The following is a 15,843-nucleotide window of genomic DNA, read 5'->3' as shown; positions in this document are numbered from 1 at the left end:
TCAGCGCGAGGCTCTGGCCTGCGCCAGCGTCACCAGCGCGACACCGATCACCACCACGCCAGCGCCCGCCCATGTGGCGGGCGCATAGTTTTCGCCGAGCCAGATCGTGCCGGTGACGAGCCCGACCGCGGCGACGACATAGCCGATCTGGCTCAAGTAGACCGGCCCGCCGACATGCTGGAGGCGGAAGAACATGGCGAGGTTGGCGCCCGTCGCCAGCACCTGCGCCGCGATGAGCACGGGAACCGACGCGACCATCGCAAGGCCTGTCATCCCCTCCCCCGACGCGAAGACCGCGGCGAAGAGCAGCCCGGCGGCCACGAGGTTGATCGCCGAGGCGAGGGACAGAGGGTCCGCGCCCGCCGGCCAGTTGTGCGAGCGGTAGACATTGCCGGAGGCAAGGCACACCGGGATCATCAGGCCGAGCAGGACCCAGCCGAGGGTGGCATCGGCCCCGCCCGCATCGCCGCGAAAGGCGATGATGACGAGCACGCCGGCGAGGCCGACGAGAATGCCGAGGACGCCCAGCGGTGCGGGGAGCTTGCGCGCCACCAGCGAGGCGACCGTCAGCGTCATGATCGGCGAGAGCGCGAACATCACGGCGGTAAGCCCCGCGCCGATCCGCGGGATCACGACGAAGACGATGAGGTTCGGCAGCACGAAGGAGACCAGCGCGGCGATGACGTAGTAGGCGCCATGGCCGCCGCGGGGCGGCACGCCCTTGACGATCGCGCCGAGGGTCAGCAGCAGGCTCGCCCCCAGCGTCGAGGCGAAGACCCAGGAGGCCGGCGGCACGCCGGCCGCTGCCGCAAGCTTCTGCAGCGGGAAGGTGGAACCGAGGCAGAGGCCGCAGCCCGTCAGCAGCAGCGCCGCCTCACGCATGCGACCGGCGCTCACGGGGCTCGCCGCCCCTGGCGGTCACCCGGCCGGCGGGACCGGCGCGCCGAAGGTGAGGCAATTGCCGTCGGGGTCGCGGACGGCGATTTCGCGCATGCCATAGGACAGGTCCTCGGGGCCGAAGCTGATGGGGCATCCCATCGCGACGAGCCCGTCGCGGAGCCCATCGACATCGTCCACATAGACATAGATCGACGAGGTGCCGAGGCCATCCGGCGATTGGCTGGCCGGCATCAGGTGCAGGGAGACGGTATCCCGCTCGATGATGGCATAGGTCGGCGGCTCGCCCATGCCGAACTGGAGCCGGAAACCGAGCCGGTCGCGGTAGAAGGCAAGGCTCGCCGCGACGTCGCGGACCGTGAAGACGGCGCTGAAGCCCGTGAGCTGCGCCGCCATTCCACCCTCCCCGTCAGGCCGCCCTGCGGTTGACCTTGTCCTGCGAGAAGCCCGCCGTGGAGGCATAGCCGCGCACGATGGCCTTGCGCTCCTCGAAGGAGAGCACGGTGTCGATGTCGCTGAAGCCGTCCGGCGCGCGCTCCTCGACGGCGTCGATGACGCCCTCGGGGCCGCCCTTGCGGTTCATGCGCACGATCTGCGCGGTCATGGGCAGGCGCTCCTGCTCATAGGCCCAGAGCGCCTGGACCGGATGCTCGGCCGAGACGAGCAGGTCGGCCAGGCAACGCGCATCGAGGATCGCCTGCGAGGCGCCGTTGGAGCCCACGGGATACATGGGATGGGCGGCGTCCCCCAGCAGCGTGACACGGCCATGGCTCCAGCGCGGCAGCGGATCGCGGTCGCACATCGGATATTCCCAGAATTCGGGCGTCGCCTCGATCATGCGCTGGGCGTCCACGTAAGGCAGCGTGAAGCGCTTGAGGTAGGGCATGATGTCCTCGAACCGGCCGGGGCGCGACCAGTCCTCGCGCCGCGGCGGCGTGGCGTTGTTCTCGCCGATCTTGGCGGCGATGGCCCAGTTGGTGAGCTTGCGGCCCGGCGCGAGGCCTTCGGCGATCGGATAGATCACGAGCTTGGCGCTCATGCCGCCGGCGATCACCATCGAACGTCCGGTGAGGAAGTCCGGCCAGTCCACCGCGCCGCGCCACAGCATGATGCCGTTCCAGGCGGGCGGGCCCTCTGTCGGGAAGAGCGAGCGGCGGACCATCGAATGGATGCCGTCGGCGCCGATCAGCACGTCGCCGGTGGCGGTGCGGACATGGCGGCCCTCGCGGTCGAAGAACCAGGCGGTGACGCCGCTCTCGTCCTGCTTGAAGGCGCCGAGCCGGTGACCGGTGAAGATGCGGCTCTCGCCGAGGCGGGCGCGCACGGCCTGGTAGATGACCGTCTGCAGGCGGCCGCGATGGATCGAGAACTGCGGCACATCGAAGCCCGCCTCGACACCGCGCGGCTCGCGCCAGATCTCCTGGCCGAAGCGGTTGGTGTAGATGAGCTCGTGGGTGCGGATCGCGACGTCGTCGAGACGCGGCAGCAGGCCGAGGCCGGCCAGCTCCTTGATGGCGTGGGGCAGCGTGTTGATGCCGACGCCGAGCTCGCGGATCTCGGAGGCCTGCTCATAGACCTCGCAGGCGATGCCGCGCTCGGTGAGCATGAGCGCGGTGGTCAGTCCCCCGACACCGCCGCCGACGATGATGGCCTTCATGGAGCACTCCCGACGCGAAGGCGATAAACACGCGGCAGATCATGGCTTCGGGGCTCGGCACAGGCAAGGGGCGCGGCCCTGCCGGCGGGCGCGGGACGGCCCTGCGGGGCCCCTCGTCGTGCGGTAAGGTTACGCAGGGACGCGCTCCGCCTTCCGCGCCGGGCGCGCCGCGTGTAGAGACGCGCCCATGACAGACGCCGCCCGCCTTGCCAACGACACCTCTCCGGCCGCCGACGATGGCTTGTGGCTCGACCATGAGGACCGGCCGATCTTCCGCCACAAGCCGAAGCTGATCGGGCCCGAGATCGTCTTCACGCTGCAGGACCGCGAGATCGCCTGGTCCGACGGTCGCGTGTCGGGAAGCCTGCCGCTGCACCAGATCGAGAGCGTCCGGCTCATGTTCCGGCCGGCCAATCTCTACACCAGCCGCTACCGGATCGAGATTCGCCAGCGGCTCGGCAAGCGCATCTGGTTCTCGAACATCTCCTGGCGCGGCATGGTGGAGATCGACTCCAACGACGCGCCCTTCGCCGCCTTCGTGCGCCAGCTCTGCGCGGCGATCGCCAAGGCGTCGCCCAAGGCCAGGTTCATCGCCGGCGAGCCGGCCTGGCGCTATGCCGTCGTGGCGGCGATCACGGCGGGCCTCGCCGTGTCGCTCGCCTATCTCGCCATCGCCGCGGTGAAGACCGTCAACTGGGGCCTGATGGGCCTCGTCGCCTTCGTCGGCGGCTATACGGTCTGGCAGATGTCGCTGTGGCTCCGGAAGAACCGGCCGGGCAGCTTCGATCCGCTCGCGCTGCCGACCGACCTCCTGCCCACGGTCAAGCCGCCTCGGGCCTGAGCGCCATCACCGAGCACTGGGCGTGGCGCACCACATGCGCGGCGTTGGAGCCGAGCAGGTAGGTGGCGAGGCGCGGACGGTGCGAGGCCATGACGATGAGATCGGCATGGGAGGCTTCCGCCTCCTCGAGGATCTCGTGATAGGGGCGGCCGAGGCGCACGCGGGTCTGCACCTTGTCCTGCGGCAGGTCGGATTTCACGGCGAGGTCCTTCAGCGTCTGCTCGGCCTCCGACATCTGATTGGCGTGGAAATCGGCCGGCAGGTACTCGGCGGCCATGACCGGCATGTCCGGCACCACGGCGAGCAGCGTGATCGACGCGCCGCTCTCGGCGGCCAGTTGCCTGGCGACGGACAGCGCCTTTGTCTCGAGGCCGGGCTCGGCCGTGTCGACGGGGCAAAGAATGGTGTGGAACATGGCGGGTCTCCCTTCAACGGGAGGACAAAAGCACCGCCAGCGGCCCGGCGCCTTGACGCCGGTCAAGCCCGCGGCGGCTCCTTCGGCTCGCCGCGCCAGCTGACCGCATCGCCGACGAGATCGCGCACGTCCGGCTTCGGCGCGCCGATATAGGGCAGCGGCCGGGTCACCGCGATGGCGGTGATGCCGAGGCGGGCGGTGAGGAGCCCGTTCAGCACGCCCTCGCCGAGCTTGGCGGAAAGCTTGGCCGCAAGCCCCTGCCCCACCAGCTGGTCGAGGATCGTGTCGCCGGCTGCCATGCCGCCGGTCACCGCCATATGGCCGAGCACGTGGCGCAGCAGCTTCCACATGCCAAGCGTGCCGGGACGGCCGCCATAGAGTTCCGCGATCCGCCGGATGAGGCGGACGGCGGTCGCGAAGACCATGGCGAGGTCGATGGCGGCGCGCGGGCTGACCGCCGTCACCACGGAGACACGCCGGGCGGCCTCGGCGACGAGCCGCGTCGCCTCCCGATCCAGCGGTTCGAGCAGTTCCCGCTCGACGATGCGCAGGCGCTGCATCCCATCGACGATGCCGTCCGAGAAGGCGGCGGCCGCCGCCGTCCGGCCCCGGGCCGTGCGGGCATTGCCGGCCATGGCCGCGAGGAGATCGTCGGCGACTTTACCCGCGGCGCGGTCGTCCCGTGCGACCAGTGCCGCCGCGGCGCGCTCCCGCAGATCATCGAGACGGGCAAGGCTCCGCAGGGCAGCGAGTTCGCGGATGGCGAGCGCGAGCCCGCCGACGAGGAACAGCGCCAGCGCGGCGAGGCCGACCCAGCCGAGCCAGGCGGCACGAGCGAAGAGGTCATCGATGAGAGCCGACACGGCGAGGCCGAAGGCCAGCGAGACAAGGCCGCCAAGGCCGGTCCAGAAGAACCGGGTCCACCAGCTCGCCGGCGGCGGCGGCGGCGCGGCGAGGTCCGCCGGCGGATCGGGAGTGGTGTGGGTCGGCACCGGCGCATCGCTCGGCGGGGCGATCTCGACCGCCTTCGCGTCGAGCCGGAAGACCTCGGGCTTTGGTTGCGATCCCCGCGTCATGCCAGGCGGTCTCCGATGAGAAACTCGACGGCCCGGTCCAGGCGGATATGCGGGAGCGCCTGGGTCGGATCGGCCTTCGGCGGCAGGAACCGCACGAAGCGGTAGTCCTCGCCGCGGAAGGCATCGGGACCGTCAAAGAGCGCCGTCGGATCGGCCGGCAGCGCGCCGGGGAAGACCGCCACCTCCTCGGTGCCGGTGAAGGTCTCGGCTCCCGCGCGCTCGCCGGGCAACGGCGTGCCGACGATGCAGGGCAGGCTCTCGCCGCGGCGCGTCACCGTCGTCTCCCGCGTGGCCCGCAGCGCGGCGAGCGCCACGGCATCCACGCCGGCGCCGGCAAAGCTCGCCCGGCGGATGGCGCGATCGGTGAGGCGCTTCAGCAGGGCCTCAAGGCGGTCGTGGCTGGTCTGGTGGAGATGGTCGGCCTTGGTGGCGGCGAAGAGGATACGGTCGATCCGGCGTCCCAGCATGGACGAGAGGATGGAGTTCGCGCCGGGCCGGAAGGCGGTGAGCACGTCGGCCAGCGCCACTTCGAGGTCGGCCAGCGCCGCCGGTCCCGCATTGAGCGCGGCAAGCGCGTCGACCAGCACGATCTGGCGGTCCAGCGTGGCGAAATGGCGGGTGTAGAAGGGCATCACCACCAGCCGCTTGTAGCTCTCGAAGCGCCGCTCCATCAGCGCGGCGAGGCTGTCGGCGGGGGGAACGCGCCCGGCGAGGTCGAGCGGCGCGAAGGTGAGCGCCGGCGAGCCCTCCATCTCGCCCGGCAGCAGGAAGCGGCCGGGCGGCAGGGTGGAGAGCGAGACGCGCTCGTCGCGGCAGGACTTGAGATAGCGCGTGAACGCGTCGGCAAGGCGCAGGGCCTCCGCCTCCCCGCCCCGGCCGAAGGGCTCGGCCGTGGCCGTCGCCTCCAGCCATTCCGCGGCGAGCGCGGCGCGCGGCGGACGACGGGCGGCGTCGATGGCGAGCCGCGACCACTCGGCATAGGTCTGTCCGAGCAGCGTCAGGTCGAGCAGCCACTCGCCGGGATAGTCGACGATGTCGAGGGTCAGGGTCTTGCTGCTGCCGCGCATGAAGCCGGCATTGGAGGCAAAGTCGATGGCGAGACGGATCTCGCTGATGCGCCTGGTGCCCTCCGGCCATTCGCGGCGGGCAGTCAGCGTCGCCAGATGCTCCTCGTAGGGGAAGCGCGGGATGCCATCGTCCGCCTGCGGCTCCAGCCGGACGCGGGCGATGCGGCCTTGGGCCTGGGCCTCGAAAACCGGCCAGCGGGATGCGGTGAGCAGGCCGTGCACCAGCGCCGTGATGAAGACGGTCTTGCCCGAGCGCGACAGGCCGGTGACGCCGAGCCGCAGCGTCGGGCTCGCCCAGTCCGTCGCATAGGCCGCGATGGACCTTGCGGCGAGCCGCGTCTCGTTCACCCAGCCGGTCCAGACCATCACTCGGCCTCTGGATCGAGGTCCCGCGGGACGACGAAGGCGTGGAGCGTGCCGATGCCGGCGGCGATGTCGCGCCAGGAATGCGCCGCACAGTCGATGACCGCGAGGCCGCCGGTCGGATACTTGCGCGCGAGGCGCCGCCGCTGGTCCTCCGGTCCCGCGCCGATAAGGCGGGCCGCGAGATCCTCGATGCCGGTGTTGTGGCCGACGAGAAGCAGCGTCGCCACGTCGTCTGGCGTCTCGCGGATGACGTTGAGCAATTGCCAGGCCGGCGCCTCGTAGATGCGCGGCTCGAACGTCGCGGCGGGCATGGCGATAAGGCCGGCGCTGGCCAGCGCCCAGGTTTCGCGCGTGCGCTCGGCGGTGGAGACCAGGGCCCGGTCGGGCACGAAGCCATTGTCGACCAGCCACCGTCCGATCAGCGGCGCTGCCCGGCGGCCGCGCGCCGCCAGCGGCCGGTCATGGTCGACCATGCCGGGCGGCCAGTCCGACTTGGCATGTCTGAGCAGGATCAGCCGTCGCATCGCATCCTCGTCCGTCCTCATGTGCCCCCTCGCCTCCCCGGCGGCAAGGGCAAGGGGTCACGAGGGCCGGCGCGGACGCCGCTCGGACCAGATGAGATAGAGGCCGCTGGCGACGATGATGGCGGCCCCGGCGAAGACCTGGGGTCCGGGGAAGACGTTGAAGACGAACCAGCCGGCGGCGACCGACCAGAGCAGCTGGGTGTACTGCACGGGCGCCGAGACCGAGGCCGAGGCGAAGCGGAAGGCCATCAGCATGAAGGACTGGGCGACGAGCTGGATGGCGGCGTTGAGGAGGATGGTCGCGATGAGCCAGCCCGGCACCGGCTGCCATCCCGGCAAGGCGAAGGCGAGCGCGATGAGGCAGATGAAGAGGTTGAAATAGAAGAGGATCGAGAGCGTCCCCTCGGTCTTGCCCAGCGCCCGGATGGCGACCATCGCCGCGCCCCAGGTGGCAGCCGAGAGCACGGCGAGCAGGGCCGCCAGCGACACGCCTTCCGGGCCGGGGCGGATGATGACGAGGGCCCCGACAAAGCCGATGGCGACCGCGATCCAGCGGTTGAGGCCGACATGTTCGCGCAGGACGAGGCCCGAGAGCATCACCACGAAGAAGGGCGTGACGAAGAGGATGGCGGTGGCGACCGGCAGGTCGAGTTCGCGCAGCGCCTCGAAATAGGCGAAGACCGAGACGGCCGAGAGCGCCGCGCGCAGGATATGGGCCTTCAGCCGGCCGGTGCGCAGGGTCGCCCGGCCGCGCGCCATCTGGACGAGGATGATCGGCGTGAGGATCAGCAGGCTGGAGGCCGAGCGCATCGCCATGATCTGCCAGCTCGGCGCCTCGGCGACGATGATCTTCAGGATCGAGTCGGCGATCGAGACCAGCGTGAAGCAGACGAACTGCGCGGCAATGGCCGGCAGCGGCCGCTCGGCGGCCGGGGGAGGCGCGACCGGCGACGTCATGGCGCTCTCCGCGCAGTCATGGCGTCAGTCTCCGCCCGCATGCTGCAGCTTTAGCGGACCCGGCGGCGCAGCCAAGCCCGGGCGGGACATGCGCGCCATGCGGCGGGCGGCGGGGCCGCCCGCAAGCGGTCAGCCCTGGCGCGGCGGCGTGTGGATGACGAGGCCGTTCATGGCATCCGTCACCTTGATCTGGCAGGACAGGCGCGAGGTCGGCTTCACGTCGAAGGCGAAGTCCAGCATGTCCTCCTCCATGTGGGAGGGCGTGCCGGTGGTGGCGGTCCAGGCCTCGTCGACATAGACGTGGCAGGTGGCGCAGGCGCAGGCGCCGCCGCATTCGGCGACGATGCCGGGCACGCCGCTCTTGATCGCGGCTTCCATGACGGTCGAGCCGGTCGCGGCGTTGACCACGCGCTTCTCGCCACCGTGGTCGATGAAAGTGATCTCAGGCATCGGATCCCGTCCCTCACGCTGCGCCGGTGCCTGCCGGCGCGCACAAAGCGAAACCGCCGCACGGCAGCGCGGCGGTCGATGATCGCCAGTCCTTAGCGAATGGCCCGGCGGCGCGCCAGTGGTCCCGTCACATGGCGGATCGCCGCAGAGACAGTGATCCAGCCGCTCAGGCGGCCTTCAGCAGGTTGGCGATGAAGCCATTGGCCTCGGCCACCGCCTGCTCGAGGCGGGCCAGGTCGTCCCAGGCCCGCGAGGAGAGGTGGTCGACCTGGTCGCACTCGACCGCCTCGGCGGCCTGGGCGACACCGAAGGCGCCGATGCCGAGGGCCGAGCCCTTCAGCGTATGGGCGGCCTCGGCCCAGGTCTTGGCGCTGGTGGCGTTGCGCAGCCGCTCCAGCATGGTGCGCGACTGACGCTCGAAAAGGGCGAGAACCTCGCGCTCGAGATCGTGGTCGCCGAAGGTCTGCCGCGACAGATGGGTGAGATCGACGGGCATTGCCCCGCCAAGGTGGTCGTCCGACATGATACGCGCCATGGTCATAGTGTCCCCTGATTGACCGCAGCCGCTGGGTTGCGGCCGTTTTGTCCCGGAGGAGGTATGTCCTCCCCTCTCCCTGTGGCCCGACCTTGGCAGCGGAGCGGCGAAACAGCGGTTAAGGCGACCGGCGAAAGACACGGTTTCGCGAGGCGCGGTTGACCTTTCGTAAATGGCGCGGAGGGCCTCAGGCGCCGGGCGGCGGCTCCTTGCCGATGGCGCGATAGCCCTCGGCGGTGAGGCGGCAGACGAGCCAGTCGGGCTTGGTGGGATTGGCGAACCAGGGTGCCGCCCAGCCCGCGTCGAGGCAGGCGCGGACGGTCGCCTTCGGAACCTCGCGGCCTTCGGGGTCAAAGAGCGGGAGTTTTCCACCGGGCTGGTCGACGCCGCGCAGCAGCCAGCGGCGCTGCGGATCGGTCGGCCGAAGCCCCGTCGCCGCTGGGGCAGGAGCGCGCCGCCGTCCCGGGGCGCGGGTCGATGGGTCAGTCATGGTTACTCATCCGTTAACGATGAATCTCAAACTGCACGCGCCTACGGTTTCAATCCTTAGGACCCCCCGGTAGATTACACAGTGCGGCGGACTGTTGTCTGCCACCGGTATCGTTGCGTCCGAGAGGCACCTTGGGGCGTGACGCGGGCCGGTGGATCGACGGTCGGCAGTCAGTAAGGATGCGGGCGACACCATGGCGAACACTCCTAAGAAGGCTCAGGACCCGGCAGAGGCGGCTCTGGCTGCCATCCAGGACGCGCTGAACCTGGCGAACGAGGATCCGTCGAAGGCGGGCCGGACCGGCAGCGCGCCGCGCAACGGCGATGCCATGCGGGTCGATGACGATCTCTTCGCCGACACCCGCCGCAGCGAGGGCGTCGTCTCCCCCAGCCAGCCGCCAGCCAATGACGACCGCCGCGACCTCGCGCAGATGCTGGAGCGCCTGTCGCGCCGCCCCTCCTCCGCGCCGCTGTGGATCGCCGCCCTCCTCTCCGCGCTGTGGCTCGGCGGTGGCCTGTTCATCGCCTTCCGTGCCTATGGCGGCGCGCTGCCCGATCCGATGGCGCCGCAGACCCTGACGCTCGCCGCGGTCCTGCTGCTGCCCGTCCTCTTCTTCTTCGTCATGGGCGCGCTGATCCGCCGCTCGCAGGAAATGCGCATCGTCGCCCAGGGCATGAGCGAGGTCGCGCTGCGCCTCGCCGAGCCGGAGACGGTCGCCCGCGAGGCCGTCGTCTCGGTCGGCCAGGCCATCCGCCGCGAGGTCGCCGCCATGGGCGACGGCGTCGAGCGGGCTCTCGCCCGCGCCGGCGAGCTCGAGACCCTCGTCCATAACGAGGTCGCCTCCCTCGAGCGCGCCTACAGCGACAACGAACTGCGCGTGCGCGCCCTCATCGAGGAGCTCGTCAACCAGCGCGAGGCCATCGTCTCCAATGCCGAGCGCGTCCGCTCGGCCATGACCGGCGTCCACGAGCAGGTGGCCAGCCAGATCGCCGAGGCCGGCGAGCAGCTGAGCCGCCGCATCGACGAATCCGGCATGCGCGTCACCTCCTCGCTGGGCGAGAAGGCGGAGGCCATCACCCTCGCCCTCGGCCGCGCCGGCGACACGATGATCGACCAGATCCAGCTGCGCGGCGCCGACATCGTCGACCGCCTGGCCTCGACCAGCGACGAGGTCACCCGCGCCCTGTCGACCACCGGCGACCGCGTCACCTCGGTCCTCACGGACACCGGCAACATCGTCACCGTGACGATGGCCGAGACCGGCACCAGCATGGCCGCCAAGCTGTCCGAGACCGGCACGGCCATGACCAACCATCTCGCGCTCACCAGCGCCGAGATCACCCAGGCCATCGCGTCGCGTTCGGACGATGTCTCGGCGCGCCTGAAGGAGACCGGCGAGAGCCTGGTCGCCGAACTGTCGGCCCGCACCGGTGAGGTGTCGCAGACCCTGCGCGACACCGGCGAGACGCTCATCGGCGAGCTTGCGGCCCGCAGCGGCGAGGTCGCCGGCACCCTGCGCGAGACCGGCGAGGCGCTCATCAGCGAGCTGTCGGAGCGCGGCGGCTACGTCACCTCCACCCTCAAGGTCACGGGCGATGCCATCATCGGCGAGCTGTCGAGCCGCGGCGACTATGTCTCCTCGACCCTGCGCGAGACCGGCGAAACGCTGATCGACGAGCTGTCGCTGCGCGGCAACGAGGTCACCAGCCGCCTGAAGGATACCGGCGAGAGCCTCGTCTACGAACTCTCGACCCGCGGCGGCGAGGTCAATTCCGTCCTCAAGGCGACGGCTGAGACCCTGGTCTACGAACTCGCCACCCGCGGCGGCGAGGTCACCACCACCCTGCGCGAGACCGGCGAGGCCTTCGTGTCCGAGCTGTCGCTGCGCGGCAACGAGGTCACCACCCGCCTGCGCGACACCGGCGAGCGCCTCGTCGGCGAACTCACCGAGCGCGGCTCGGAAGTGGTCGGCAAGCTCGAGACCACCGGCAGCTACGTCGCCGAGACCATCACGGTGCGCGGCGGCGCCCTCGCCGACCGCATCGCCGAGACCGGCGACAAGCTGCACGAAACCGTCACCACCCATGGAGACGAACTCGACAAGCGTCTCGCCGTCACCGGCCAGCTCATCGCCGAGGCCATCACCCAGCGCACGGCCGAGGCCAAGAACGCCATCGGCGACGTCGGCATCCAGGTGGTCGAGAGCCTCACCGAGAAGGCCCAGGACGTCCAGCTTGCGCTGCATCGCGCCAGCGAGACCGTCACCACCGCCATTTCGGAGCGCACGGCCAGCCTGCGCGAGGAGATCGAGCTCGCCGGCACCGGCGTGCTGTCGTCCTTCGCCACCCAGGGCGCGGACCTGACCATGCGCATCGAGAGCATCGGCAACCACGTCACCGACACTCTCGCCAACCGCGGCGATGCGGTCACCCGCGAGCTGCAGCGCGTCGCTGCCGAGGTCACCGAGGCCGCGACCGCCCATGGCGAGCATGTCGCGAACCGCATCGCGCAGAACGTCGTCGCCCTCGATGAGGCGGTCGCCCGCCACTCCAACGGCTTCGAGACCCGCATTGCCGGCTATGCCGCGTCGATGGAAGACGCCTTCAGCCGCTACACCTCCGGCTTCGACACGCGGATGGCCGAGCAGGCCGCCAATCTCGAGGACGCCTTCATCCGCTACACCTCGGGCTTCGACACCCGCGTCGGGGACCATGCCACCCGGCTCGAGGACGCGATCGTGCGCCATACCTCGTCCTTCGAGGGCCGTGTCGCCCATTATGCCGCGACGATCGAGGACACGGTCGGCCGCCACGCCCTCAATATCGAGGACAGCGTCGGCCGCCTCACCGCCGACTTCGAGAGCCGCGTCGGCACCCATGCCTCGCTGCTCACCGAGCAGGTGGCGAACCATGCTGCCCTGCTCGACCACAAGCTGACCGGCCACATCTCGGCGCTCGACGAGACGATCGCCGGCAAGGGCACGGCGCTCGCCGACCGGATCGCGTCGGATGCCCGCGAGTTCGCCGAGCGCGTGGCGCAGCAGTCCTCGGAAATCTCCGAGGCGCTGGATGGCCGCCTCGCCCGCATCGACCAGGCGCTGGACACCCGCGCCCAGGCCTTCAACGAGACGCTGGCCAACCGCACGCTCGAACTCGCCAAGGTGCTCGGCGAGGGCGGCAAGGCGGTGACCGAGGCGCTGGAGAACAAGTCGGCCGAGATCACCTACAACCTGACCTCGAAGTCGGACGAGATCGCGAGCAACCTCGCGGCCAAGTCGGACGAGATCGCCACGACGCTCGCAAGCAAGTCCGAGGAGATCGCCTTCAGCCTGACCTCGCGGTCGGACGCGCTGGCGCGCCTGCTCAACGACAAGTCGGACCAGATCGTCTTCAGCCTGACCTCGCGCTCCGAGGAGATGGCGAAGGACCTCGCCGAGAAGTCGGACGCCATCGCCCAGACGCTGGCCCAGACCTCCGAGAGCATCGCGCAGAACCTCGCGACCCGCTCCGAGGACATCACCCGCATCCTCTCCGACAAGTCGGCCGACGTGACCTACACGCTCGCCGCCAAGTCCGGCGAGATCACCCGCCTGCTCACCGACAAGGCGGACGAGGTCACCTACACCCTCACCGCCAAGTCCGACGTCATCGCCGCGACGCTGTCGGAGAAGGCTGACGAGATCAACCGCACCCTCGGCGGCCGCGCCCTCGAGGTCGCCGAGACGCTCGACACCCGTGTCGCGCGCTTCGAGGAGGTCGTCGTCGGCCGCCTCGAGACGGTGTCGCAGACCCTCGACGCCCGCGGCTCGCATATTGCCGAGACGCTGACGGAGAAGGTCGAGGCGGTGACGCAGACGCTGCGTGCGAATGCGGACGACGTGGAGCGCACGCTCTCCGTCATCTCCAACGACATCACCCAGGGCCTGTCGACCCGCGTCAACGAGATCAACGCCGTCCTCGGCGCCCGCTCGGCGGAACTGGCGGCCCTTCTCGACGACCGCGGCAACACGCTCGTCACCCGCCTCGGCGACAACGGCATGCAGATCACCAACGAGGTCAGCCGCGTCGGCGACATCGTGGTGCGCGCGCTGGAGAACCGCGGCGGCGCCATCGCCGAGGTCATCGGCCAGAAGGGCGCGGAAATCACCCGCGTCCTGTCGCAGACCGGCCTCGACGTCACCCGCGGCATCACCGACTCGAGCGAACAGGCTGCCCGCGTGCTCGCCGAGAGCTCGCAGACCGTGCGCTCGGAGATCGACGCCGGCACCCGCGAGACGGTGGCGACCCTCACCGCGACCAACGACCAGCTGCGCGGCGAGATCGCCTCGCTGCTGTCGCGGCTCGGCGAGACCACCGGTTCGCTGCGCGAGGTCGCGACCCGCACCGAGCAGTCGCTCGCGACCATCAACGCCGAGCTCGGCGAGCGGATCGGCCAGTTCGCCACCTCCGCCGAGACCGCCTCGACCGCCGCCGAGACCTCGACGCGCATGCTCAACGGCCAGATCAGCCAGCTCACCACGGTGGCCGGTACGGTCCTGCGCGACGTGTCGAGCCTGTCGGAGCGTTTCGACAACCAGGCCCGCCTCCTCGGCGCCGCCGCCGAGCAGGTCGAGGAGATGCAGCAGCGTCTCGACGCCTCCTTCGAGGCGCGCCGCGAGCTCATCGAGGCGCTGGTGACCCACCTCGCCTCGAAGACCGAGGACATGGACAATCTGGTGAAGAGCTTCACCGGCCTCCTGGACGACAATCTCGGGACGGCGGAGAGCCGCGCCCGCGAGATCGGCCGGGTGCTGGTCGAATCGACCAACCAAACGACCCAGGCCATCGGCGAGCAGGCCGAGGCGCTGCGCCTTGCCACCGGCAAGGAGCGCGAGCGCACCACCCACGCCATGCGCTCGGCCTATGAGCAGGCGACGCAGGAGATGCATGGCCTCTTCCGCGAGGCCGCCGAGCGCTTCGAGACGCTCACCGCCGGCATGAAGGCGATGAGCAACGAGATCCAGCGCGAGCTCGCCGAGACCCGCGACCAGCTCACCCGCGGCATGGTCGAGATCCCGAAGGAGACGCAGGAGAACACCGCGGCCATGCGCCGGGTGGTCGCCGACCAGATCAAGGCCCTGGCCGAACTGAACGACATCGTCGCCAAGTCGGGCCGTGCCTTCGATGTCAGCGAGCCGGCGGCCCCGAGCCGCCGCACCAGCCGCGAGGAGCCCGCCCCGGCGCTGCGCGGCACGGTCGCCGAGGTCGCCCGTCCCGAGCCGGTGCGCGAGGCCCCGCGGCCCCGCCTGCCGGAGGCCCGCGGTCCCGAGACCCGCGCGCCGGAGGCACGCCCGGCGGAGACGCGTCCCGCCGAACCGCGCCGCGAGGCCCCTGCCCGCGCCGAGGCGCCGAAGGCGGCTGACCGCTCCGGCGGCTGGCTGTCGGACCTGCTCGCCCGCGCCTCGACCGAGGATGGCTCTGACCAGCCGCTGCGCCCGGCCCCGCGCCGCAACCCGCCGCCGGCAGCCCTCGACAATCTCGATGCGCTGTCCTCGGACATCGCGCGGATGGTCAACCACGATGCCGTCGCCGAGCTGTGGGACCGCTGGCGCCGCGGCGAGCGCAACGTCTTCTCGCGCCGCCTCTATACGACCCAGGGCCAGCAGACCTTCGACGAACTGCGCCGCCGCTACCGCCGCGACACGGATTTCCGTGACACGGTCGATCGCTACATCGACGAGTTCCAGCGCCTCCTCGCCGACGTCGACCGCAACGATCGCGACGGCAGCCTCGCCCGCTCCTACCTGACCTCCGAGACGGGCAAGGTCTTCACCCTGCTCGCCCATGCGAGCGGCCGGTTCGACTGAGCCGGCCCGACAGGCCGACATGACGAGGGCGCCGCGAGGCGCCCTTTTCGTTGGTCGGGAGGGATTGAGGAGACGCTCGCAGCGCTGAGGGCGCGGCGCGGCCGCGTCAGACCTGGCCGGTGGCCCAGATGACGATCTCGCCGAGCACGCCCTGGACGGCGGTGTTGAAGGCGGCCGAGACATTGCCGGCATCGATGCCGGCGGCCGGGGCACGGCCGCTGAAGACCCGGCCCGCGAGGATGCGGCCGGAGCGGTCATTGACCAGCTTCACCGAGAGCTCGACCACCACCTCCGTGGCGCCACCGGCGACGACCTCGAAGGAGCGGACGTCGGCGATGAGCTGCCAGTCGGAGGCCAGGCGGTCACCGGGGCGGCCGACCGAGCGCAGGCGGTTGGCGTTCTCGAAGGCCTGGATGAGGCGGGCCTGCAGCAGCTTCGGCAGGCGGTCGGCCCAGGCGCCGTCGGAGAGATAGGAATAGGCGCCGCCCGGCGCGCGCACGGCGATGCGCTCGGTGTCCAAGCTGGCAATGGCCTTGGGCTCGACGACGATCAGCTGGCCGCGCACGGCGCCGGCACGGGCCGGAAATGTCGAGGGAGCGATGAGGTCGAAGGCGCGCGGCGCATTGGACGATGAGCAACCCGCCAGCAGGATGAGGCCCGCAAGGGCCGTCACCGCAAGCCGTCCCGCCCGCCGATAACCCGGATGTCCACTGCCGTTGCGCA

Annotated in this window: 14 protein-coding genes; 2 read left to right on the top strand and 12 right to left on the bottom strand. The window is 70.7% G+C overall.

Annotated features, from left to right (window positions below):
* The 3 genes from C8P69_RS02625 to C8P69_RS02615 are packed head-to-tail and all read right to left on the bottom strand — an operon-like array spanning position 1 to position 2,554.
* Positions 1-897 carry a DMT family transporter gene (locus C8P69_RS02625; protein WP_146167267.1) on the bottom strand — a complete coding sequence of 299 codons (897 nt, stop codon included), beginning with the start codon at positions 895-897 and terminating at the stop codon, positions 1-3.
* Between the two features lie 21 nt (positions 898-918).
* The gene (locus C8P69_RS02620) at positions 919-1,293 is read right to left on the bottom strand and encodes a bleomycin resistance protein (RefSeq protein WP_170118097.1); all 375 of its coding nucleotides are present in this window, start codon (positions 1,291-1,293) and stop codon (positions 919-921) included.
* Between the two features lie 13 nt (positions 1,294-1,306).
* Positions 1,307-2,554, bottom strand: coding sequence for a flavin-dependent oxidoreductase (locus C8P69_RS02615; protein ID WP_108174294.1), 1,248 nt, complete (start codon positions 2,552-2,554; stop codon positions 1,307-1,309).
* A 187-nt stretch (positions 2,555-2,741) separates the two neighbouring features.
* On the opposite strand from C8P69_RS02615, the gene C8P69_RS02610 reads away from it, so the two are divergent.
* Entirely contained in the window at positions 2,742-3,395 is a 654-nt protein-coding gene (locus tag C8P69_RS02610; protein WP_108174293.1) for a hypothetical protein, read from the top strand.
* Here the strand turns inward: C8P69_RS02610 and C8P69_RS02605 are convergent.
* The 8 genes from C8P69_RS02605 to C8P69_RS02570 all read right to left on the bottom strand — a co-directional run bounded on the left by C8P69_RS02605 (position 3,376) and on the right by C8P69_RS02570 (position 9,275).
* Complete coding sequence (locus C8P69_RS02605; RefSeq protein WP_108174292.1) at positions 3,376-3,810, bottom strand: universal stress protein; 435 nt, start codon at positions 3,808-3,810, stop codon at positions 3,376-3,378. The two genes, C8P69_RS02610 and C8P69_RS02605, sit on opposite strands and share 20 nt — an antisense overlap.
* Positions 3,811-3,872: 62 nt before the next feature.
* Positions 3,873-4,886: a YcjF family protein gene (locus tag C8P69_RS02600; protein ID WP_108174291.1), complete on the bottom strand. Its 1,014-nt coding sequence runs from the start codon at positions 4,884-4,886 to the stop codon at positions 3,873-3,875.
* On the bottom strand, positions 4,883-6,319 hold the full coding sequence (locus tag C8P69_RS02595; RefSeq protein ID WP_108174290.1) for a YcjX family GTP-binding protein: 1,437 nt from the start codon (positions 6,317-6,319) through the stop codon (positions 4,883-4,885). The genes C8P69_RS02600 and C8P69_RS02595 overlap by 4 nt, the downstream gene beginning before the upstream one ends.
* Positions 6,319-6,864, bottom strand: coding sequence for a SixA phosphatase family protein (locus C8P69_RS02590; protein WP_342750192.1), 546 nt, complete (start codon positions 6,862-6,864; stop codon positions 6,319-6,321). Before C8P69_RS02590 ends, C8P69_RS02595 begins: the two co-directional genes overlap by 1 nt.
* Positions 6,865-6,900: 36 nt before the next feature.
* Positions 6,901-7,800, bottom strand: a complete 900-nt coding sequence (locus C8P69_RS02585; RefSeq protein WP_108174289.1) for a DMT family transporter — start codon at positions 7,798-7,800, stop codon at positions 6,901-6,903.
* Positions 7,801-7,929: 129 nt separating this feature from the next.
* On the bottom strand, positions 7,930-8,250 hold the full coding sequence (locus C8P69_RS02580; protein ID WP_108174288.1) for a 2Fe-2S iron-sulfur cluster-binding protein: 321 nt from the start codon (positions 8,248-8,250) through the stop codon (positions 7,930-7,932).
* Positions 8,251-8,416: 166 nt separating this feature from the next.
* Entirely contained in the window at positions 8,417-8,785 is a 369-nt protein-coding gene (locus C8P69_RS02575; protein WP_245901838.1) for an Hpt domain-containing protein, read from the bottom strand.
* A 187-nt stretch (positions 8,786-8,972) separates the two neighbouring features.
* The gene (locus tag C8P69_RS02570) at positions 8,973-9,275 is read right to left on the bottom strand and encodes a hypothetical protein (RefSeq protein WP_245901837.1); all 303 of its coding nucleotides are present in this window, start codon (positions 9,273-9,275) and stop codon (positions 8,973-8,975) included.
* A gap of 193 nt (positions 9,276-9,468) precedes the next feature.
* On the opposite strand from C8P69_RS02570, the gene C8P69_RS02565 reads away from it, so the two are divergent.
* Complete coding sequence (locus C8P69_RS02565; RefSeq protein WP_108174286.1) at positions 9,469-15,120, top strand: apolipoprotein A-IV repeat region-like domain-containing protein; 5,652 nt, start codon at positions 9,469-9,471, stop codon at positions 15,118-15,120.
* A gap of 106 nt (positions 15,121-15,226) precedes the next feature.
* Here C8P69_RS02565 and C8P69_RS02560 read toward each other — a convergent pair whose 3' ends face one another.
* Positions 15,227-15,793: an ABC-type transport auxiliary lipoprotein family protein gene (locus C8P69_RS02560; protein WP_245901836.1), complete on the bottom strand. Its 567-nt coding sequence runs from the start codon at positions 15,791-15,793 to the stop codon at positions 15,227-15,229.
* Positions 15,794-15,843 lie beyond the last annotated feature (50 nt).

The organism is Phreatobacter oligotrophus, assembly GCF_003046185.1.
Taxonomy (GTDB): domain Bacteria; phylum Pseudomonadota; class Alphaproteobacteria; order Rhizobiales; family Phreatobacteraceae; genus Phreatobacter; species Phreatobacter oligotrophus.
The sequence above is the reverse complement of the archived record's forward strand: the minus strand, read 5'-3'. Positions and strand labels throughout refer to the sequence as shown.

Coding starts and splice junctions, on each gene's coding strand:
- C8P69_RS02565 (WP_108174286.1), top strand. CDS start 9,469: ATGGCGAACACTCCTAAGAAGGCTCAGGACCCGGCAGAGGCGGCTCTG.
- C8P69_RS02580 (WP_108174288.1), bottom strand. CDS start 8,250: ATGCCTGAGATCACTTTCATCGACCACGGTGGCGAGAAGCGCGTGGTC.
- C8P69_RS02615 (WP_108174294.1), bottom strand. CDS start 2,554: ATGAAGGCCATCATCGTCGGCGGCGGTGTCGGGGGACTGACCACCGCG.
- C8P69_RS02600 (WP_108174291.1), bottom strand. CDS start 4,886: ATGACGCGGGGATCGCAACCAAAGCCCGAGGTCTTCCGGCTCGACGCG.
- C8P69_RS02610 (WP_108174293.1), top strand. CDS start 2,742: ATGACAGACGCCGCCCGCCTTGCCAACGACACCTCTCCGGCCGCCGAC.
- C8P69_RS02590 (WP_342750192.1), bottom strand. CDS start 6,864: ATGAGGACGGACGAGGATGCGATGCGACGGCTGATCCTGCTCAGACAT.
- C8P69_RS02570 (WP_245901837.1), bottom strand. CDS start 9,275: ATGACTGACCCATCGACCCGCGCCCCGGGACGGCGGCGCGCTCCTGCC.
- C8P69_RS02595 (WP_108174290.1), bottom strand. CDS start 6,319: ATGGTCTGGACCGGCTGGGTGAACGAGACGCGGCTCGCCGCAAGGTCC.
- C8P69_RS02605 (WP_108174292.1), bottom strand. CDS start 3,810: ATGTTCCACACCATTCTTTGCCCCGTCGACACGGCCGAGCCCGGCCTC.
- C8P69_RS02585 (WP_108174289.1), bottom strand. CDS start 7,800: ATGACGTCGCCGGTCGCGCCTCCCCCGGCCGCCGAGCGGCCGCTGCCG.
- C8P69_RS02575 (WP_245901838.1), bottom strand. CDS start 8,785: ATGGCGCGTATCATGTCGGACGACCACCTTGGCGGGGCAATGCCCGTC.
- C8P69_RS02620 (WP_170118097.1), bottom strand. CDS start 1,293: ATGGCGGCGCAGCTCACGGGCTTCAGCGCCGTCTTCACGGTCCGCGAC.